The sequence below is a fragment of the Pantoea sp. SJZ147 genome, from assembly GCF_007828605.1.
Lineage (GTDB): Bacteria > Pseudomonadota > Gammaproteobacteria > Enterobacterales > Enterobacteriaceae > Pantoea > Pantoea allii.
The window spans coordinates 36,843-56,100 of record NZ_VIVB01000012.1; the positions used below are offsets into that span (position 1 = coordinate 36,843).

Annotated in this window: 18 protein-coding genes and 2 pseudogenes; 12 read left to right on the top strand and 8 right to left on the bottom strand. The window is 52.9% G+C overall.

What is annotated here, in order from left to right; genetic code table 11:
* The first annotated feature begins 84 nt into the window (after positions 1 to 84).
* The 7 genes from FBY13_RS17315 to FBY13_RS23485 all read left to right on the top strand — a co-directional run bounded on the left by FBY13_RS17315 (position 85) and on the right by FBY13_RS23485 (position 7,490).
* Positions 85 to 990 carry a LysR family transcriptional regulator gene (locus FBY13_RS17315; RefSeq protein WP_255474502.1) on the top strand — a complete coding sequence of 302 codons (906 nt, stop codon included), beginning with the start codon at positions 85 to 87 and terminating at the stop codon, positions 988 to 990.
* A 343-nt stretch (positions 991 to 1,333) separates the two neighbouring features.
* Entirely contained in the window at positions 1,334 to 2,194 is an 861-nt protein-coding gene (gene licT / locus FBY13_RS17320) for a BglG family transcription antiterminator LicT (RefSeq protein ID WP_145394707.1), read from the top strand.
* Between the two features lie 109 nt (positions 2,195 to 2,303).
* Positions 2,304 to 4,151, top strand: coding sequence for a beta-glucoside-specific PTS transporter subunit IIABC (locus FBY13_RS17325; protein ID WP_145394709.1), 1,848 nt, complete (start codon positions 2,304 to 2,306; stop codon positions 4,149 to 4,151).
* Positions 4,152 to 4,161: 10 nt separating this feature from the next.
* Positions 4,162 to 5,634 (top strand): glycoside hydrolase family 1 protein, encoded by a 1,473-nt coding sequence (locus FBY13_RS17330; protein WP_145394711.1) that lies wholly within the window; start codon positions 4,162 to 4,164, stop codon positions 5,632 to 5,634.
* 122 nt (positions 5,635 to 5,756) lie between these two features.
* Positions 5,757 to 6,713, top strand: coding sequence for an alpha/beta hydrolase (locus tag FBY13_RS17335; RefSeq protein ID WP_145394814.1), 957 nt, complete (start codon positions 5,757 to 5,759; stop codon positions 6,711 to 6,713).
* 73 nt (positions 6,714 to 6,786) lie between these two features.
* Positions 6,787 to 7,110, top strand: a complete 324-nt coding sequence (locus FBY13_RS23480; RefSeq protein WP_186440829.1) for an ASCH domain-containing protein — start codon at positions 6,787 to 6,789, stop codon at positions 7,108 to 7,110.
* A gap of 26 nt (positions 7,111 to 7,136) precedes the next feature.
* Positions 7,137 to 7,490: a DUF4440 domain-containing protein gene (locus tag FBY13_RS23485; protein ID WP_186440830.1), complete on the top strand. Its 354-nt coding sequence runs from the start codon at positions 7,137 to 7,139 to the stop codon at positions 7,488 to 7,490.
* Between the two features lie 114 nt (positions 7,491 to 7,604).
* Here FBY13_RS23485 and FBY13_RS17345 read toward each other — a convergent pair whose 3' ends face one another.
* The 3 genes from FBY13_RS17345 to FBY13_RS17355 form a co-directional block, all read right to left on the bottom strand.
* Positions 7,605 to 8,813 (bottom strand): oxalate decarboxylase family bicupin, encoded by a 1,209-nt coding sequence (locus FBY13_RS17345; protein ID WP_063879164.1) that lies wholly within the window; start codon positions 8,811 to 8,813, stop codon positions 7,605 to 7,607.
* Positions 8,814 to 9,353: 540 nt separating this feature from the next.
* The gene (locus FBY13_RS17350) at positions 9,354 to 9,548 is read right to left on the bottom strand and encodes a hypothetical protein (protein WP_145394712.1); all 195 of its coding nucleotides are present in this window, start codon (positions 9,546 to 9,548) and stop codon (positions 9,354 to 9,356) included.
* A gap of 175 nt (positions 9,549 to 9,723) precedes the next feature.
* Positions 9,724 to 11,244: an aldehyde dehydrogenase family protein gene (locus tag FBY13_RS17355; RefSeq protein WP_145394713.1), complete on the bottom strand. Its 1,521-nt coding sequence runs from the start codon at positions 11,242 to 11,244 to the stop codon at positions 9,724 to 9,726.
* Positions 11,245 to 11,479: 235 nt separating this feature from the next.
* Between FBY13_RS17355 and FBY13_RS17360 the strand changes: the two genes are divergently transcribed.
* Entirely contained in the window at positions 11,480 to 12,043 is a 564-nt protein-coding gene (locus tag FBY13_RS17360) for a class I SAM-dependent methyltransferase (protein WP_063879161.1), read from the top strand.
* Here the strand turns inward: FBY13_RS17360 and FBY13_RS17365 are convergent.
* Positions 12,031 to 12,753 carry a glutamine amidotransferase gene (locus FBY13_RS17365; RefSeq protein ID WP_145394714.1) on the bottom strand — a complete coding sequence of 241 codons (723 nt, stop codon included), beginning with the start codon at positions 12,751 to 12,753 and terminating at the stop codon, positions 12,031 to 12,033. The two genes, FBY13_RS17360 and FBY13_RS17365, sit on opposite strands and share 13 nt — an antisense overlap.
* Before the next feature lie 189 nt (positions 12,754 to 12,942).
* On the opposite strand from FBY13_RS17365, the gene FBY13_RS17370 reads away from it, so the two are divergent.
* Complete coding sequence (locus tag FBY13_RS17370; protein WP_145394716.1) at positions 12,943 to 13,827, top strand: DMT family transporter; 885 nt, start codon at positions 12,943 to 12,945, stop codon at positions 13,825 to 13,827.
* 48 nt (positions 13,828 to 13,875) lie between these two features.
* Positions 13,876 to 15,237 carry a CoA transferase gene (locus tag FBY13_RS17375; protein ID WP_145394718.1) on the top strand — a complete coding sequence of 454 codons (1,362 nt, stop codon included), beginning with the start codon at positions 13,876 to 13,878 and terminating at the stop codon, positions 15,235 to 15,237.
* A gap of 1 nt (position 15,238) precedes the next feature.
* Here the strand turns inward: FBY13_RS17375 and FBY13_RS17380 are convergent, their stop codons facing one another.
* Positions 15,239 to 15,808: a molecular chaperone gene (locus tag FBY13_RS17380; protein ID WP_063879157.1), complete on the bottom strand. Its 570-nt coding sequence runs from the start codon at positions 15,806 to 15,808 to the stop codon at positions 15,239 to 15,241.
* Positions 15,809 to 15,835: 27 nt separating this feature from the next.
* A pseudogene (locus FBY13_RS17385) lies at positions 15,836 to 16,012 on the bottom strand (phosphatase); the annotation flags it as partial.
* Positions 16,013 to 16,268: 256 nt separating this feature from the next.
* Between FBY13_RS17385 and FBY13_RS17390 the strand changes: the two are divergent.
* Positions 16,269 to 16,841 carry a hypothetical protein gene (locus tag FBY13_RS17390; RefSeq protein WP_145394719.1) on the top strand — a complete coding sequence of 191 codons (573 nt, stop codon included), beginning with the start codon at positions 16,269 to 16,271 and terminating at the stop codon, positions 16,839 to 16,841.
* 245 nt (positions 16,842 to 17,086) lie between these two features.
* Here FBY13_RS17390 and FBY13_RS17395 read toward each other — a convergent pair whose 3' ends face one another.
* Positions 17,087 to 17,290 carry a hypothetical protein gene (locus FBY13_RS17395; protein ID WP_145394721.1) on the bottom strand — a complete coding sequence of 68 codons (204 nt, stop codon included), beginning with the start codon at positions 17,288 to 17,290 and terminating at the stop codon, positions 17,087 to 17,089.
* Between the two features lie 277 nt (positions 17,291 to 17,567).
* Positions 17,568 to 17,939, bottom strand: a pseudogene (locus tag FBY13_RS17400) (phosphatase); the annotation flags it as partial.
* 203 nt (positions 17,940 to 18,142) lie between these two features.
* Here FBY13_RS17400 and FBY13_RS17405 point away from each other — a divergent pair.
* Complete coding sequence (locus FBY13_RS17405; RefSeq protein WP_145394724.1) at positions 18,143 to 19,135, top strand: hypothetical protein; 993 nt, start codon at positions 18,143 to 18,145, stop codon at positions 19,133 to 19,135.
* Positions 19,136 to 19,258 lie beyond the last annotated feature (123 nt).

Genomic DNA, 19,258 nt, shown 5'->3' on the forward strand with positions numbered 1-19,258 from the left:
TATGAATGTGACTGAGGGTATGTTCCTTGACGCAAACTATTCTGTAAAATATATTTATTTGAATAATTCAATACTTAAAAACGAATGATTAACCTTAACCAGCTAAATTTCCATCACCTTTTTTATTTTTGGCGCGTCGCTAAACTCGGGCACCTGACGCGGGCTGCCGAAGAGTTGGCGACCTCTCAATCGGCCGTTTCGGTGCAAATCCGACAGCTTGAGGAACGGCTTGGCGAAAGTTTATTAATCCGCAAAGGCCGCCGCCTGATCCTCACGGACACAGGTCAGCTGGTCATGGCCTATGCCGACAATATTTTTGGACTTAGCCAGGAGATGCTGGGACGCTTAAAAGGCCGTTCAGCCGGTGTCACACGGTTACGTGTGGGCAGCGTGGCAACCCTGTCGCGCAATTATCAGGAAAACTGGATTCGGCCTGCGCTTACCGACCCTACTGTCGTGCTGACACTGGAGTCGGGATTGCTGGAAGGCCTGCTGGTCAGGTTGATGCAACATCAGCTCGATGTGGTGCTGGCCAATGAGACCGTTCCCGTGGACCCCGATCGTCCTTTGCACTTCGTGTATCTGGGCAGTCAGTCCATCTCTTTAGTCGGCCCGGCGAGCAAATGGACATCGCGCCGTCTGCGCATCCCGGAAGATCTGGATAACGTGGAAATTGCCTTGCCCGGCCCACGTCATGCCTTGCGCGCGCAGTTTGATGTGCTGTGCTCTGCGGCGGGCGTAACGCCCAGAGTGCGCGCTGAAGTGGACGACATGGCTATGCTGCGTCTGATCGCTCGCGACAGCGGCTGGCTCACCGTATTGCCCGAGGTCGTGGTTCAGGATGAACTGCGTACCGGCATTCTTGTCACCGTAGGCCAATCGGCGGAGTTGCAGGAGCGCTTCTACGCCATTACCACGCCACACCGGCACCGTATCGACGTGCTGGAGCAACTCCTGACGGGCGCGCAAAAACGCCAGGCACAAGGCTAAGCATCGCGCCGAGACAGACAGCGTGCAGTTGACAGGCAATGGGCAGCCCTTGTTTAGCGTGTTCTCTGCCGGAAGCGGTCTGCTTCGTGAAAAAGGGTGATTTCATTTGGGATTCCGCCATTGCGTAACAGCTTGCTGTAATGCTTTTCGCAAAGCGGATCACAAATCGGCGCGTCAGATAACCCACTGCACAATTTGATATTGAATCTCCATTTTCACAGTGCCAGGATAAATCGGCATCACGCTTGTTACCGATTATCGGGCAAAACCTGAATGCAGGCTGGGGGAAATTCCCTTCACCGCTGTATTTATGTTTTGCCCGATTTTGTTTCAGGAGTGAGCGATGCTGGTCAGACAAATACTGAATAATAATGTGGTCAGTGCGATTGATGATAACGGCCTTGAAGTTATTTTGACCGGACGCGGTCTGGGATTTAATACGCACAACGGTGCCAGTATTCATCCTCACGAGGCAGAAAAAATATTTCGTCTGGAAGATTCATCGATCTCTGCACGCTTTAAAGATCTGGTCAGTGAAGTGCCTATCGATATTCTCCAGCTTACCGCCGATATTGTCAGCCTGGCGCGCGAACAGCTGAATCATAAATTAAGTGAAGGGCTGTATGTTACGCTGGCCGACCATCTTCATTTTGCCCTGGAACGTCATAAAGATAACACGCTGCTCGCGAATCCACTGGAGTGGGAAGTGCGCCACTTCTACACCGCTGAGTATGCGATTGGCCGTCAGGCGCTGGGCATGGTGGTCGCCCGCACCGGCATGCTGTTACCGGACAGTGAAGCCTGTAGCATTGCACTGCATATCGTTAACGCCGGGCTTAACGACTCGCTGGGAAAAACTGCAAAAATTACCCAGCTCCTTTATCAGCTGCAACAAATCGTAAAATACTTTTTTACCCTTCATACAGATGAACACAGCCTGAATTACCAGCGTTTTATTACGCATCTGAAGTTTTTTGCCCAGCGGGTCATCGATGGCGAGGTGTTAAATAATAACGATGACGAATTTTTTGCGCTGGCGCAGCAGCGTTACGCACGCACCCTTAAATGCGTTGACGCCATTAATGAGTTTGTTAAAAAACATTATCACCACAGCATGAGCAACTCTGAAAAACTCTATTTGACAGTGCACATCGAAAATATTGTGCAGCGCAGCGCGCCCGAGGTTTTACCCCCTAAAACGTAATGAAAACCGGCTTGTGACTGTTCAATCAGGCAAACCCCAGAAGCCTACCCACCCGGTTAACCCCGGTCATTGTGGATGACGTCATATTGACTTCAGTCTGGAGGGATTTATGAATTATCAGGACACCGCACAGCAAATCATTACACTGATTGGCGGGAAAGATAACGTACTGTCTTTATTTCACTGCATTACCCGCCTACGTTTTTTACTTAAAGATAACAGCCTGGCCAACCGTCAGGCGCTTGAAGCGCTGGATGGCGTGATGGGCGTTAACCTTTCTGGCGATCAGTTTCAGCTAATCATTGGCAATGAGGTTGACCCCTTGTGCAAGGCACTGCTGAGCCAGTTGCCGTTACAGGACACCCCGCAGCGCGCCCCGTCGCGCAGCCATCCCGTCTCGGCGCTGCTGGAGGGATTATCCAGCATCTTTTCGCCCATTATTCCCGCCATTGCCGGTGCCGGTATCCTCAAGGGGATACTGGCGCTGTTGGTGGCGTTTCACTGGCTTGAAGCGCATAACCAGAGCTATCAGGTGCTGTTAGCCATCAGCGACGGCGTGTTTTATTTCCTGCCGCTGGCGCTGGCGTTCAGTGCGGCAAGGCGGTTTGGTGCCAATCCTTACGTCGCCGTGGCGCTGGCGGCCGCGCTCTTTCACCCTGCCCTGCAAACCCTGTTCAACGCCGGTGAGCCGATCCACTTTCTGGGATTACCCGTGCCCGCGGTGAATTATGCCTCGACGGTAATTCCGGTGCTGCTGTCGATATGGCTGCTGAGCTACGTGGAACGCCTGATCGACAGCCTGATGCCCGCGGCACTGAAAACCATGTTTGTTCCGCTCCTGAGCCTGCTGATTGTCACACCCATTACGCTTATCGCCATCGGCCCGTTGGGGATCTTTGCCGGTAACGCGCTGACCGGCGGCATTATCTGGCTGGTCGAAAACATGGGGATTGTCGCCGGCATTGTGGTCGGCGGGACATTATCGCTGATTATTATTACCGGTATGCACTATGTGCTGGTGCCCGTGATGATCCACAACATCAGCCAACTGGGTTTCGACCCGTTTAAAATCCTGTTTTATGTTGCCAATCTTGGTCAGGCAGGTGCGGCATTCGGCGTATTCCTGCGGGCCAGAGATAAAAAGCTCAAGTCACTGGCGCTCACCACCAGCTTCAGCGCCGCAATGGGCATTACCGAACCCGCGATGTACGGTATCAATATTCGTTACAAACGACCGTTTGCTGCTGCCATGCTCGGCGGGGCCTGCGGCGGCGCGTTTGCAATGGCAATGGGGGTAAAAACCTATGCGTTTGCGCTCAGCGGACTGCCCGGCATTCCCGCGCTGGTCGGCCCGACCTTTATCTATGCCCTGCTCAGTCTGGCAATCGCCTTTGGCAGCGCCGCGCTGCTCACCGTGCTGCTGGGTTTTGATGAGTCGACCCAGCAGTCCGCCGCCGATGTGGCGTCCGCACCCGGTCTTCATCGTCACGATCCCGAAAAGCTCTTTGCGCCCGTGAGTGGTGAGATTACGCCGCTGAGTGCGCTGGCCGATCCGGTTTTTGCCGACGAGATTTTTGGTAAAGGACTGGCTATCTACCCGACGAGTGGCGAACTGCGTTCTCCGGTGGACGGCCGAGTCGAGTCGCTGTTTGAAACCCACCATGCGCTGGGGCTGAAGAGCGACACCGGTGCGGAAATCCTGATCCACATTGGCATCGACACCGTCAAACTCGGCGGCCGCCACTTCACCAGCCATATTCAGCCCGGGCAGTTTATCGGCACGGGCGATCTGTTAGTTACGTTCGATCTGGCCGCGCTTCAGGCCGAAGGCATCGACCCGAGCGTAATTGTGATTGTGACTAACAGCGAGCGCTATGGCGCTATCCACCCGGTCAAAACCACCGGGAACATCGCCTGTCGCGATGCCTTTCTGACACTCACCGCCGCAGCGGTTTAAGGAGCAAAACATGACGTATCCAACAGCCTTCCCTGAGGGTTTTTTGTGGGGCGGAGCAACCGCCGCGAATCAGCTTGAAGGTGCCTGGGATGTCGGTGGCAAAGGATTATCGGTTTCCGATGTGTATACTTTTGACACGGCTACCCCGCAATCACAATGGCTGGATCAGTGGCTCAGCATGACGCATGATCAGGTCGCAGAAGCCCAGAACCCAGACAGTAAAAAGTATTATCCCAAGCGCAAAGGCAACGGCTTTTACACCCATTTCAAAGAGGATATCGCGCTGTTCGCCGGTATGGGATTTAAATGCTTTCGTATGTCGATTGCCTGGACGCGCATCTTTCCGCGCGGCGATGAGGCGGAACCCAACGAGGCGGGCCTGCAGTTTTATGATGAGGTACTGGATGCCCTGCTCGCACAGGGTATTGAACCCATTGTCTCGCTGTCGCATTACGAGATGCCGCTGGCGCTGGTGACAGACTACGGTGGCTGGCCAAACCGCCAACTGGTGGACTTTTACGTCCGCTTTGCCACTACGGTATTCACCCGCTATCGCAAAAAAGTGAAGTACTGGATGACCTTTAACGAGATCAACTGCGTGAAGCACCATCCGTATGTGAGCGTGGGCGTGATTGAAGAAGGTCATCCTCACCTGGAGCAAGCTAAATATCAGGGCGCGCACCATCAGTTTGTCGCCAGCGCGCTGGCTACCAAAGCGTGCCACGCGATTATCCCCGGTTCTCAGGTGGGTTGTATGATCAGCTATCAGATCCTCTATCCGCACACCTGCCATCCGGATGACGTACAGGCCTGTGAAGAGATGCAGCGCGTGTCGTTATTTTTTAGCGATGTGCAGGCGCGCGGTTATTATCCGGCTTATGCCGACAGAATGCTGGCGGAGAAAGGCGTGCAGCTCATTAAGGCCGTGGGTGACGATGAGATCCTGCGGCAACATCCGGTGGACTTTGTTTCCTTCAGCTATTACATGTCCAGCACCGTCAGCGCCCAGCCGGAAAAACTGACCGGCGCGCAGGGCAACCTGATTACCGGCGGGATTCGTAACCCGCATCTGGCGACCAGTGAATGGGGTTGGCAAATCGATCCCAAAGGCCTGCGGCTGGCCCTGAATCAGCTTTATGACCGCTATCAAAAGCCGCTCTTCATCGCCGAAAACGGTCTGGGTGCGGTGGATACCGTTAAGGCCGATGGCAGCATTGATGATGATTACCGTATCGACTACCTGCGCCAGCATGTGGCACAGATGAAAGAAGCGATTGCCGACGGCGTTGCACTGTTTGGCTACACCTGGTGGGGGCCGATCGACGTCGTCAGTGCCGGCACCGGGCAGATGTCCAAACGCTATGGTTTTATTTACGTGGATCAGGATGATATGGGCAACGGCACCCAGACGCGTTCATTGAAAAAGAGCTATCACTGGTATAAAAAGTTGATTGCCTCTAACGGTGAAGACACCGGCTGCTGATCCGGTTTATCGCCATGATCATGACCTGCAGGCAGGCGCTGTCGGCAGGTCATGTTATTTCAGCCTCTGCCATGCTGATGCGGCAGACTGACTGCCATCTGAACCCCAAGGAGAAGGTTGATTTGAACACCCTGCATCTGGTCGATCCCGAACTGCTGCCCGCCCTGGCAAACAGTGCGCCGCTTGAGCTTACCCCGGAAACCATTGTGGCGCTGCGCCGCGAACGCCAGGACGCCGCCGTAAAACAGGTTCAGACCTACCGTGACGGCGGACTGTACATTGAAGAACACAGCATCGATTCCCCCGACCATCCACCCGTCAGAGTCTGTGTGATTACCCCGGTCAGCACGACCCCAAGGCGAATGGGCATTTTGCATATTCATGGCGGCGGTCATCTGTTTGGCAGCCCGGAGCAATCCCTTTCACTGACCAGCGTAACGGCACTGCGCCACAACTGCGTCGTGGTCTCAGTGGACTATCGCCTGTCACCGGAAACGGTTTTTCCAGGTTCGCTGGAGGACTGCTATGTGGTACTGAACTGGATGGTGCGTCAGGCCGACATGCTGGGCATCGATCCGGCACACATTGGTTTAATGGGCGACAGCGCCGGTGCCGGGTTGGCCGCCTCGCTGGCGCTGCTGGCAAGGGATCGCGATGGCCCCAAACTGGCCTTCCAGAATCTGATGTTCCCGATGCTGGATGACCGCACGGTGACGGAAACACATCCCAATCCCGTGACCGGCGAGTTTGCCTGGACGCGCGAATATAATCGTATTGGCTGGACCGCACTACTGGGCGAGGAACCCGGCAGCGAAACGATCTCGCCTTATGCCGCACCGGCACGCGCCAGTAACCTCGCCGGGCTTCCGCCCGTCTGGATAGGTGTAGGAACGCTGGACCTGTTTCTGGATGAGAACCTCGACTACGCACAACGGCTGATCCGTGCCGGTGTCGCCGTGGAGCTGCACGTCTGGCCCGGTGCCTTTCATGGCTTTCATGCCAGCGACACGGCGGCAGTGTCGCTACAGGCCAGGGAACTGCGCCAGCGCTGGCTGTCGCGCTTTAATCCCTGTCCATGACGCCAGGATCAGTCCGGTCTGGCAATTGGCCTGCCAGAATTTACGGCTACCGTTAACTTACCCGGAGTCATCCATGCAAACGCTGCACATCGTACCCCGCCTGATGAAAGCGCTACGTGCGGGGAAAAAACGCCATACGATACGCTGGCAGGAAGCCAAAATTACCCCAGGACCGCTGCGCTATATCAGCAGCGAAGACCCGGAATCCGTCGTCATCGTTAACGTTGAACGCGTGGTCACTCTGCCGCTGTCCTCCGTGGCGCAGTATCTGGGTAAAGACGATGAGTGGCCCGATGCGGTGCTGTTAGCAGGAATGCAGGCGCATTATCCGGCGATTCAGCTCAGGTCAGAGGTTGAGGTTATCCATCACTCAGCGCCGCTTGAGGATGAAACCTGACGACGCTGTTTTCACCGGAGAACGTCATGTTAGATGTGCTTAAACAGCTGGAATGCAGCCTGCATCATGAAAAGCGCCACGATTTAGCGTGGCTTGAACAGACACTGCATCCCGAATTTAAAGAGATCACCCTTTCAGGCACGCTGCTGAACCGTGAGCAAATCATCGCGGCGCTCATGAATGAAGAGAACGCGCAGGCCATTATCAGCAGCGACTTTCAACTGATGGAGGTCGGAACCCAGCATGCCATTTTGCTTTACCGCACCTCACAGCCGGACGGCAGCCGTGCCGCATTACGTTCGTCCCACTGGGTGTTATCCGCAACGCATGGCTGGCAGATGATTTTTCATCAGGGCAGCACGGCAGCCGCCAGGTCATAGTTTGGGGTTTGGGGTTTGGGGTTTGGGGTTTGGGAAAAAAGCGTGGGCTGTCCACGCAGCCGTAAAACAGACCCACAACCTATTGCAATCATGGCCGACAGGCGGCCATGCGCGTTATTTCACCACAGGATTTTTCTGCAGCGACAGCGCATCCATAAACGCGTCATCTAACTGGAGATGCGCTTTCACCAGCTCACGCGGCGTTCCGGCCAACCACTGATTGAGTGAGATATCGGCGTAATAGTCACTTTTGAATAACTCCAGGAAACGCAGCGGCCCCTTGCCGGTGTTTTCAACATAGTGGCCCATGGCGAAGGGCACATAGCCGACATCCCCTGCCCGATAATCAAATGTTCTTGCCTGACCCGATGAGGCAAAAACGCCCATGCGTCCTTCCCCTTCCAGGTAGTATTGCCATTCATCGTTATTCGGGTGCCAGTGCAACTCGCGTAATCCACCGGGGGCGATTTCAACCAGGGCTGCCGCGATGGTTTTGGACACCTTAAAGGTTGAGGAGTCGGTGATTCTGACCGTGCCGCCCGGTGCCTTTATGGGTTCCTGTGCCAGCATGTGGTGGGTAAAGGTACGTTTGGCTTTGGTTGCGCCTTTCACCGCCACTGACTCCAGGCTGCCGGGCACCTTCGCGGCAAAAATATATTCATCCGCTGGCGAAGGCAGGTGGTCGAAGGTAGATACCGGGACGTTGAAGTTTTTCGCCAGAATGTCCGGCGGGATATGTTTGAACCAGTCGGATAACAGAAACGTGCTGTCCTCATCAAATCCGCCATCGTCGAAGGCCAGCAGAAACTCGCATCCATCAGGCCCGATGCCCTGAATTGAGTGCGGGATGCCCGGCGGGAAATACCATAAGTCTCCCGGGCCAATATCATCGATAAACCAACTGCCATCGGTATCAAACGCGGTGACGCGGGCGTTGCCATAGGTCATGTAGGCCCATTCGCCCTCTTTATGCCAGTGTAATTCGCGGATGCCGCCGGCATTCAGGCGCATGTCCACACCGGCAATGGTGGTCGAAATGGCTAATTCACGTTTGGTGACCTGGCGCGTCCATCCGCCGCTGCTTTTGCGCACGTGCGCATCACTGAATGAAAAACGCAGGTTCGGTAACGTCCCGCTGTCGGTCGAAGGTGGATTAACAATATCCGGATTTTCTGCTTCGCGGATGGGATCGTGCGGCCCGGGATCGCGACCACCGGTCGGAAAGGACTGAATGCTGTCATGCGCATGAACCTGTCCAGCCGCCAGCGCCACCGTCCCGCCTGCGGCAAACGCCATAAAACTTCTTCGGGTTAATTTACTCATTAATAAAATACCTCATTCCTTGCTGATAAAATCGCCGACATGCGCTGCCATAAGTAATCTATAGCGGGATAAGTTAAATTTTATTAATGGTATATGTAAATTTTGATGACATCCGCACGCCCGATCTGGCGCAGAAATTATCAACCGGTGCTAACTCTTTTCAGCTGGTTGATGAAAGGTTAACTTTTCTTATCGATATCAGCCCGCAACTGGCACAAAAGGGTAATTTTCGCGCGTAATGTCAATATCGACGCCGATCATACTTCGTTACAGGCCTGCTCCGTTTTCGCCGCGCTTGCGGGTTGATTGCTGGCATGGCGCAGTGCCGCAGGAAAGTATTAACCCGGTCAGTCTGACAACCGCGCACGGGAATGATTGGGGGATATTCAGGCAGGCGTCAACATCGCCGGGGTGCGGGCTAATGCATGACCGGGAAGAGGTGAAAGCCGGGAATCATACGGCGGGATTGCTGGGCTACACAGGGGCGCTGTGCGTCCGGCCAGGCCGCATCTGCGCCAGCCAGACGACAGGGACAGGCTGTCAGAACAGGACATCCTGACGCGGCGATGGGGCTGCGGACTGCGGCGCGCGGGCTGAGAATGCTGCACCTTCAGCCTGCTGCGGACAAATCGGGTAAGCGCGGTGGCGCTCTGGCAAATTCACAATAATGATGCTGTCTTCAGGTCCATCAAGCACATCATCCATCAGGCTCAAATATTCATAAGGATTTTGCATAAATCGTCTCTGTTCCGTTATCCATAGTGAAGCAGGTCATACAGCAAACACAGGCACGATATGATCATTGCCAGGGATCGATAATAGCTGCTGAGCACCATGTCACAAGCAGATTACGCTTATATGACAGCCAACAGGCGAAAACAGCGGCGTGCGCCAGGCACGCCGCCCCCGGTCAGAAGAAGCCCAGCGGCTGAATACTGTAGCTCACCAACAGGTTTTTGGTCTGCTGATAGTGATCGAGCATCATCTTATGTGTCTCGCGCCCAATGCCTGATTTTTTATAGCCTCCAAAGGCGGCATGAGCGGGATAAAGGTGATAGCAGTTGGTCCAGACGCGACCGGCTTTAATCGCCCGTCCGACGCGATAGGCCCGGTTGATATCACGTGTCCAGACACCCGCGCCCAGGCCATAGATGGAGTCGTTAGCAATGGCGATGGCCTCCGCTTCGTCCTTAAAGGTGGTAATGCCTACCACCGGACCAAAGATCTCTTCCTGGAACACCCGCATGCTGTTGTTGCCTTTCAGCAACGTGGGCTGGATGTAGTAACCGCTGGCAAGCGAGTCATCGAGCTTCTCAACGCCCCCGCCGATCAGCACCTCGGCACCTTCCTGACGGGCGATTTCCAGATAAGAGAGGATTTTATCGAACTGCTGCTGAGAGGCCTGCGCGCCCACCATCGTCTCCGTATCCATGGGATCGCCGCGCTTGATGGTTTTGATACGTTTGAGCACCGCCGCCATAAAGGGTTCGTAAATCGACTCCTGCACCAGCGCCCGTGATGGACAGGTACAGACTTCGCCCTGATTGAGGAAGCCGAGCACAACGCCTTCCGCCGCTTTCTCAATAAAGCTCTCTTCGGCCTGCATAATGTCTTCGAAGAAAATGTTTGGCGATTTGCCGCCCAGCTCAACGGTAGACGGAATCAAGCTTTTCGCGGCCAGTTCCAGGATATGGCCGCCCGTGGCCGTCGATCCGGTAAAGGCCACTTTGGCAATGCCCGGATGTGAAGCCAGCGCTTCACCGGCTTCTTTACCATAACCGTGGACCACGTTAAGCACGCCCGAAGGAAGCAGATCTTTTATCAGGTCAACAAACAGGGTGATCGACAGCGGCGTCTGCTCTGCGGGCTTAAGCACTACGCAGTTACCTGCCCCCAGTGCCGGTGCCAGCTTCCACGCCGCCATCAGTAGCGGAAAGTTCCACGGGATGATTTGCGCTACCACGCCCAGTGGCTCATGGAAGTGATAGGCGGCGGTAAATTCGTCGATCTCTGCAGCGCTGCCCTCCTGCGCTCTGACGCAACCGGCAAAATAGCGGAAGTGATCCACCGCCAGCGGCATATCAGCGGCCAGGGTTTCCCGCACCGGTTTACCGTTGTCCCAGGTTTCATTCACCGCCATATATTCCAGCTTCTCTTCCAGCCGGTCGGCAATCCTGAGCAGCACCAGCGCGCGCTGCTGAGGCGAGGTTTTCCCCCATGCGTCCGCCGCAGCCGCCGCGGCGGCGACCGCGTTATCGACATCGGCCTTGTCTGAGCGGGGAAAGGCGCCGGCGTCAGAGCCATTTACCGGCGAGGTATTGCTGAAGTAGTTGCCATTGACCGGCGCAACGAACTCACCATTGATGAAATTGCCATAGTGCTTTTGCAACGTGATGAGAGAACCGGGTTCTCCTGGCGCGGCATAACGCATGTTGAATCTCCTTACGCAGTAGGATGTGAAACAACTTTGAAACCTATTGTTAACATATTAGATCAGCGTCAGCCTGACAGGTTTGTTATCCCTAAACTGTGACCGCGACGAAGGAAAATCCGCGATGGGTGCACTACAGATAATTCCGACTTTTTGCCGCTTCGCCAGTTAACTGGAAACTTTTGAGCACGATGGGGTCAATATGGGGATATGTTCACTCTGGAGGTAAGTAAGCATGTTAGCTTCGGCTTTCACCTTAATGCGCGCTAAAGCAGATTTCGTCCACCAGTTCATCCGTAATCCGCGCAAAATGGGCAGCATTACTCCTTCCTCTGATGCGCTGTGCCGCACCATGGTTGAATCGGTGGAATGGAACAGTCAGTTGCGGATTGCCGAGTTGGGTGCGGGAGACGGTGTGTTAACGCGTCGCCTGCTGGCTCAGATGGCCCCGAACGCGACGCTGGATGTGTTTGAAATCAGCAGCACGCTGGCGCAAAAGCTGAGCGCGCTGGATGACGCGCGAATGACGGTGCGCACCTGTTCAGCGGAGTACCTCAACGGCAGCTATGACGCCATCTTTTCTGGCCTGCCGCTGTTGTCGTTGTCGCCGGAACTGCGCGATGCCATTCTGCAGGCGGTTTATCACGCCCTGGGACCCAACGGCGTCTTTGTGCAGTTCCAGTACACCTCACTGACCCAGCCCGATCTGTCACGTTACTTTACCTGGGAACGCCGACGGGTATTAAAAAACGTCCCGCCAGCCTGGGTTTATCGCTGTACACGCCACTATGCGCCCTGAGCGCTGTTAACCGCCGGGCGCGTTTGCAACCAGAAATGGTATAAGACGCTGCGCGCCCAGTCCGCGCCCTGCAGTTCTTCCCCATCGCGCTCACAGGCTTCCGGCAGGCACGCGTCCATAATGCGGCGGTCAAACTCCGGATGAAACTGCACCGACAGCGCACAGGATGAATAGCGCAATATCTGGCAGCCATCCTTTTCCGATACTGCAAGTACTTTGGCGTGAGCTGGCGGCGTAATCACCGACTGACGATGTGAAAGCCAGGCCTCAAAGGTATCTGGCAAGGTGGCCAGCAGGGGATCGTGACGGGCCTGCGTCGTCGTGGTTAACCTAATCAGCCCGCGCTCCCAGTCATTGGGGTTATCGTCCACCTTCCCCCCCAATGCATAAGCCATAAGCTGGTGTCCGTAGCAGACGCCGAGCAGCGGTAAACGCGCCTCCATTGCCGCCCGAATCCAGGCCGCCGTGCGTTCACTCCAGTCCGCATGATCGGTCACCATCGCCCACGAACCGCTCAACACCGCACCCGAGATTTCAGTAAACTGCGGCAGCGTTTCGCCCAGATGGGGACGGACAATAAGGTAATCGTCGGGTTGTAAATTCAGGGCCTCGATAAACCATACCGGTTGTTCACCGATTTTCTCGACCACGTTGGCGGGAGGAACATCTAACTGGATAAGGGCAAGGGGCAATACAGGCGTGGAAATCATACCGAATCGAATCCTCAAAAGGGTTGGCGTTTCGGAAGATCAGTCTGACAGTAACGATTGTAAAAGTCTTATGAATTTTTTTGGCGTTATTTTCTGCTTAACTAAATAAAAAATGTTAATCATTGCCAGAACATCGCAGGTTCGTGCCATGATTAGCAGGTATCGGGTTTATTTTTAAAGGATGACATTGTGGCAGTGCGGCATTTCTTTATGGTTCTGATGGTGGTTTGCATCTGGGCCTTTAATAACGTGGCGGTAAAATGGGGATTAGTTGAGTTACCGCCGTTGTTTCTCACGTGGATGCGTTTTGCGGTGGTGGCGATTGTACTCGTCCCGTTTTGCCGAATTAACCGTCAGCAGCTCCCCTGGTTATTGCTGCTGGCCTTCACGTTTGGTTTTATGCATTTCTCACTGCTGTTTGTCGGTATGCGTTATACCGATGCCGGAACGGGTGCCATTGTGGTGCAGTTGGGTACGCCGATTGCCATGCTGTTGGCGATGGTGGTGCTGAAAGAGAAGCTGCGGCTGATTCAGCTGATCGGCATTATGATCTCGCTCAGTGGCGTGGTGGTGCTGTCCGGTAGCCCGACCATTCCTGCCTGGTGGGTGCTGTGTATACTGCTGTGCAGCGCCACCGGCTGGGCCATCAGCAACCTGATTGTAAAAAAATCGCCGCCAATTAAGCCCCTGACGCTGACAGGCTGGATCGCTTTCCTTGCCCTGCCGATTGTCGGTGCCGCCAGCTTTATGCTGGAGTCCAATCAGCTCTATGCGCTGCAACATGCGGGCTGGCGCGGCTGGTTTGCCATTCTCTATAGTGCTATCGCTTCCTCGGTTGTGGCGTACACCTTGTGGTATGCGTTGCTGAAGAAATACAACGTTAACCTGATCATGCCCTACTCGCTGCTAACGCCGGTTCTCGCGGTATTAATGGGCATCGTGGTGTTGGGTGACAGCCTGAACAGCTTCAAAATCATTGGTGCCTCGCTGGTCATCCTGGGAACCACCATTGCGGTGATTAACCTGCGCAATCTGCGAATGCACGCCCGGTTCCCGCGCCTGCGACGCCGTTAGTTCAGGCTGCTATGCTTCAGAGAAGGTGTTAACTCTGGAGCCTGTTGCATGAATACGTTGACCAGCTCGCTGTGGCAGCAGATGTGGCAAGGATTGCATGGCAATCATGCGCCGCAGCCGCTGCCCTTATTGACCGATCCCGCCACTTTTTCTTCCGCTTATGCCGTCAGTGAACTGGCGGCGACCAGCCTGGGCTTAGCCATGCAGGGCGTGGCCGATCTGCTTAACCGTCCTGCCCGCGCACAGGTTAACGTCCGGCTGGCATCCCGCTGGTTTCAGCACAGCTTTATGCCGCTTAATCGCAGTGCGCCCGCACTGTGGGACCCTTTTGCGGGCGATTATGCCTGTCAAAACGGCTGGATTCGCCTGCATACCAATGCCCCCCATCATCGCCTGGCAATGGAAAGTATCCTTGGCCGTCACCCGGACCGGACGGCGCTGGCGCGTGAAGTGGCTCACTGGCAGGCCGCCGAACTGGAACAGGCGGTGATTGAGGCTGGCGGTTGCGCGGCGGAAATGCGCAGCGCCGACGCATGGCAGCAGCATCCGCAGGGGATGGCCGTCATACATGAACCGCTGTTCGCCCGACAAACCCTGGCCGACGGTCCCGCCGTCGCGTGGGCATTGCCCGAGGCGCGCCCGTTACTCGGCATTAACGTCCTGGATCTGACGCGCATTATTGCCGGTCCGGTGGCGACGCGGTTTCTTGCCAGCCTGGGCGCCAACGTCTTACGGATCGATCCGCCCGGCTGGCAAGAGCCTGGAGTGGACGAGGAGCTGGCCTGCGGCAAACGTCGGGCCGTGCTGGATTTAAAACAGCCTGCCGACCGGGCGCAGTTTGTCTGGTTGCTGAAACACGCGGATGTGATTGTGCACGGCTACCGCGCCGACGCACTGGAAAAGCTGGGATTAGATGCGGAATCGCGACAGGCGCTCTGCCCCGGCCTGGTCGACGTCAGTTTAAACGCCTGGGGCTGGCAGGGACCGTGGCGTAACCGGCGCGGTTTCGACAGTCTGGTGCAGATGGGTTGTGGCATTGCCGAACAGGGAATGCGATGGAAACAGCATGATGCGCCGCTACCGCTTCCGGTACAGGCGCTGGATCATGCCACCGGCTACCTGATGGCCGCCGCAGTGCTGGCGGGACTGCGTCAGCGACTCCAGCACGGCAACGGCAGTCAGATGCGCCTGTCGCTGGCGCGCACCGCCTGGCTACTTGAGCAGCACCGGTACGGCGCGAACGCGCAGCAGACCGGCATTACGCCGCAGCGCAGGGACAATCAGCCCTGTTTAGAGCTGACGCCGTGGGGCATTGGTATCAGGTTGCGATCCGCCGCCTGGTTGCCCGGCACCACATTACAGTGCGCCACGCCAGGAAGCCCGCCGGGTACGCATCCGGCGCAATGGTGAATCAGGCGTCGTCGCCCTGCTCGCTGGCGCTCTCCACCAGCTCATCGTACATGGCCTGAATCGCCTCACGGCTCAGTAGCGCCAGGGTACGATAAAACGCCGTGGTAGCATGGGCTTCAACTTTGCCGAGAAACGCACCGCACCATGGCATCAGGTACTCGTCAAACAGCGCCAGCTGGGCCGCGTTTTCATCCGCTGCCGACTGATCTTCCAGCCATGACGCCGCCAGCAGCAGGCCACCAAAGTGGTCGGCCGGTGCATCACCCAGCGGCATGCCGCGCGCGGTCAGAAATGCGCGGATGTCGGACTCCGGCTTTCCTTCCGGCCAGTCAGACGCAAACGGCGACACCTTGCAGTCGCTGCCCACAAACAGGGCATCGTAGTCTGCCGCCAGCGCCTGCGGATCGCTGTTTTGCTGTAAGCGCGTCAACAGCTCATCCTGCTCCAGCGGCCACTGCGCCGCCAGTTTACCTTCACGAATCAGCGTAAACAGCGGGGCCAGCAGCGCATCCTGCGGATGGCGGTTAAACAGCGAACCGATAATACGGCACAGAATGGAAAACTCATTCATGCATCAACATTCCTTGAGGGAGAGAAATTAAAAGTCCGCCAGCTCGGCGACAGGTTTGCCGGTTCGCATTGCCAGAAAGTCCAGCAGGCGGCGCGGCGTGACATTTAACACGCGATCCTCGGGAAAATCCACTTCTCTGGCGATGCGCAGGCAGTGCTCGAAGTTGCCGAGGTTAAATGCCGTGTGGGAATCGGAGCCAAACGCCTGTAGTACGCTTTAGGATCAGGCAGTAATGATAAATTATTTTAACGCGATTAGCTTATCTTCCTGTCCACTTAACTTTCTTGAGCGTTTAAAACCCCAGACTTTACTACAAAGCATGTTTTCAATAGAATTTAAAATTCAAAATTTGACTTATGATAGATTCGTAGTGAAAATATTACGTTCCTGGTTGATTAACGACCCCTGCCAAATTAATATATCAGCTCATTATATTTCACATTCTAACTCTGGCTAACTAATGAGTGAATTAGAAGACTTTAAACTAATTAAAGAATTACTATTGGATTTTTTAAGCAAAAAGGAAATCAAAGCAAAATTTTCTCATGTCATTAACAATCAATATAATGACTGGGAGAAATGGTTTCAGATCGAATTTGAGTATTTCTTGCTAAATGAAAAAAATTATCATACCAGAAGAGAACTTAAGGCCAACTCTGATAAACGAAGCAAACTTAATCGTTTATATATGTTTGTAGACCTTATATTCAGAAAACCAAACACCGCTAAAGACCAATACATTTATATTGAATTTAAACGAGCTGTTAAAGCAACAACACTCGTTAAAAAAATGCTGGAAGACATTACGAAAGTCAGATCAATCGTAGCATCCCATTACGTTGAAACCGAAATTAAACAGCGTTCTTTCTGGTGTATAGGCTTTTATCATTCATTTCAACCCTTAACTGTGAATCGAGCACAAGAAGAAATCGATCTATATACTAAAAAGTTTCACGAACCTTTCTACCTTTGCTCTTGTAGAGGAAAATCACATCATGAAGACTGCCCTAAAATCGGCATTGTAATTATATAACATTGATTATGTCGGGGTAATTTGAATCCCGACATATTAAACGCGTAAGCCACTGCAAAATCCTCTGTTTTTTGGATGTTTTACAGCATACTGAATGCTTCACTTAACTACTTTAGTACCAGTGACGATTAAGGCCTTTTACATCCTTACTTATCGTAAATTTACCGCTCTCATTAAGGTTGAAGTTTAGGCAGCGTTAGCATGCGTACTCGATGATACGATCAATATTCCAGATATTAATTCCATCATTCTCTATGCTCTCCCCGCGCTTTACCAAGAAAATAAGCAGCACCATAACCAATCACAATTGCCCCAACGAAACCGCACAATTTCAAAGCCAGACTATCGAACACAAACAATGATGCAAGAGCAATAAAGCTCATCGCTACTGTAATTGTCCCTTCAAGAAGGTGTGCCGAGAGCTTAGCCAGCAAGTTTACAGATTTCATTGTTAATCCTTTTACATCTCTGTGGATGGCTGCTGATAAAGTCCAGGTAGAGTTTCAGGCTCTTAGTGTTGGTGCAAAACACCACTCTCCACGGCTTTACATATTCGTTAAAAAAGCTATTCCCCTACTTTATCTGTCACAGGCTGGCTCTTTAACCTTAGCGTCGAAAGATGCCGGGCGGCTAAAAAAAATCAGCCTGTAACTCAGTTAACCTAACGCTGAGAATATGCCTTCAGGAATGAGCATCCGATAATACGGCACAGAATGGAAAACTCATTCATGCGTCAACATTCCTTGAAGGAGATAAATAAAAGTCAGCAAACTCGGCGATGGGTTTGCCGGTGCGCAGTTCCAGAAAATCGAGCAGGCGACGCGGCGTGACATTTAACACGCGATCCTCGGGAAAATCCACTTCTCTGGCAATCCGCAGGCAGCGCTCGAAGTTGCCAAGGGTGAAAGCTGTTTGGGAATCGGAGCCGAAGGCCAGCCGCCCGTCCGCTTTGCCGACTGCTTCCGCAATCGCCCGACAGTAGGGTTCACTGCCGGGTCGGGAATGGGTAAAGGAGGAGTTATTCAGCTCCAGCGCCACGTCGTAGTGCGCGGCGGCTTCGGTGATAGCGGGAATATCGACGGGATATTTTGGGTTGCCGAAAATAATTTGTGAACACATAGTAACGTTTCTTGAAGGTTTGTATACCTGTATCTCCCTTACCTCATATGAAAGAACACAAACATTAAAAAATTTTAGGATTTCGCTGATGTTTTATGCAAAATATCATTGCTCACAAAAACCTTGAGGTGTATCTTTAGCACGCTGCTTAGTTAAGCAGCAAATACTTATAAGGATATGAAATGACTCAACATTCAGAATCTTTTGCAAGCATCGAGCAGATTACATCTCGCCCAAACTTTTCAGCAGATTTAGAAATTAGTGTAGATAGTTTTAGCTCGCTTATAGGCCGTTATCATCTTGGTGAAAGCGTTCAATGTCAGGTAAAAACTGAACATGGAATCTGTGGACAAAAACATCAAAGAGGATATGTAGGTCTTACCAAAGATGGCAAGGAAGGGCTAATTGGTGGGATTTGTGGTGAGAAATATTTTAAAGAAGACACTCTTTTCGTTCAGGAAAAGAATCGTATCGATGCAGAAATTGACAGAAGAGAGAATCTTGAGAGACTACTTAGCTATAAAGAAAATTTTTTATCCCTTTACAATATCTATGATGGCTTCACCAAAGATACAAAAGCGTTAAAGAAAAAAACAGATCACCTCTATAACGGTTTTCCTGACATTGTTTTGACATACTTGTATCAAGCACAAAGGACAAGAAACTGGGATCTTAATGTTGACGTTTTGCGTCATACAAGAGGCGAAAAAGGAATGACAAGCAACTGGTACATTGAGAAACTTTGTACATTTCCTCCTTTACCCTCGGCTCAAGAAATCCAAAGCCTGTTAGGTCGATTTGAGAATCTTCAAAATATTTTCAGTGAAGCATGTTCTTCGAATATAGAAGAATTACCCACCCCTAAACTAAAGGGCTACATAAAAAGCTTGTCTGAATTTACTGAATTAGAAATGCAATTCCAAAAATACAAAAAAAATACAGAAGACTTTACACAAGAGCATAACTTAAATAATTTGTACTACGTATGTGCTAACAATAAAGATAAGCTTTTAACTGTTAAAACCGCCTTATCTCTTAATATACCCACCCCTTCAGAAAGACAAATCACATCTAAATGTGATGAAATAGAAAAGACAACCAAAGAAAGGTTCAATAATTGTCAAGTCAGGTATAATAAAACGGTTATGAAATTTAAGAAAAACAGCCTTGGTTAATTCACGTATGAAAGATGAATCAACGCAACTAAAGCTCTATAACCACCGTCTATAAAAGTTACTAATCTAAAGCGAGAGGCCACCTTATCGGTGGCCTTTTAGTGTATAATCCTACCACTTTCC

Excerpts from the sequence above, each read along its gene's own strand:
- FBY13_RS17345 (WP_063879164.1), bottom strand. The coding sequence starts at position 8,813 with ATGAGTAAATTAACCCGAAGAAGTTTTATGGCGTTTGCCGCAGGCGGG.
- FBY13_RS17390 (WP_145394719.1), top strand. The coding sequence starts at position 16,269 with ATGAGTGAATTAGAAGACTTTAAACTAATTAAAGAATTACTATTGGAT.
- FBY13_RS17350 (WP_145394712.1), bottom strand. The coding sequence starts at position 9,548 with ATGCAAAATCCTTATGAATATTTGAGCCTGATGGATGATGTGCTTGAT.
- FBY13_RS17330 (WP_145394711.1), top strand. The coding sequence starts at position 4,162 with ATGACGTATCCAACAGCCTTCCCTGAGGGTTTTTTGTGGGGCGGAGCA.
- FBY13_RS17380 (WP_063879157.1), bottom strand. The coding sequence starts at position 15,808 with ATGAATGAGTTTTCCATTCTGTGCCGTATTATCGGTTCGCTGTTTAAC.
- FBY13_RS17315 (WP_255474502.1), top strand. The coding sequence starts at position 85 with ATGATTAACCTTAACCAGCTAAATTTCCATCACCTTTTTTATTTTTGG.
- FBY13_RS17405 (WP_145394724.1), top strand. The coding sequence starts at position 18,143 with ATGACTCAACATTCAGAATCTTTTGCAAGCATCGAGCAGATTACATCT.
- FBY13_RS17395 (WP_145394721.1), bottom strand. The coding sequence starts at position 17,290 with ATGAAATCTGTAAACTTGCTGGCTAAGCTCTCGGCACACCTTCTTGAA.
- FBY13_RS17355 (WP_145394713.1), bottom strand. The coding sequence starts at position 11,244 with ATGCGTTATGCCGCGCCAGGAGAACCCGGTTCTCTCATCACGTTGCAA.
- FBY13_RS23480 (WP_186440829.1), top strand. The coding sequence starts at position 6,787 with ATGCAAACGCTGCACATCGTACCCCGCCTGATGAAAGCGCTACGTGCG.
- FBY13_RS17375 (WP_145394718.1), top strand. The coding sequence starts at position 13,876 with ATGAATACGTTGACCAGCTCGCTGTGGCAGCAGATGTGGCAAGGATTG.
- FBY13_RS17325 (WP_145394709.1), top strand. The coding sequence starts at position 2,304 with ATGAATTATCAGGACACCGCACAGCAAATCATTACACTGATTGGCGGG.
- FBY13_RS23485 (WP_186440830.1), top strand. The coding sequence starts at position 7,137 with ATGTTAGATGTGCTTAAACAGCTGGAATGCAGCCTGCATCATGAAAAG.
- FBY13_RS17360 (WP_063879161.1), top strand. The coding sequence starts at position 11,480 with ATGTTAGCTTCGGCTTTCACCTTAATGCGCGCTAAAGCAGATTTCGTC.
- FBY13_RS17365 (WP_145394714.1), bottom strand. The coding sequence starts at position 12,753 with ATGATTTCCACGCCTGTATTGCCCCTTGCCCTTATCCAGTTAGATGTT.
- licT (WP_145394707.1), top strand. The coding sequence starts at position 1,334 with ATGCTGGTCAGACAAATACTGAATAATAATGTGGTCAGTGCGATTGAT.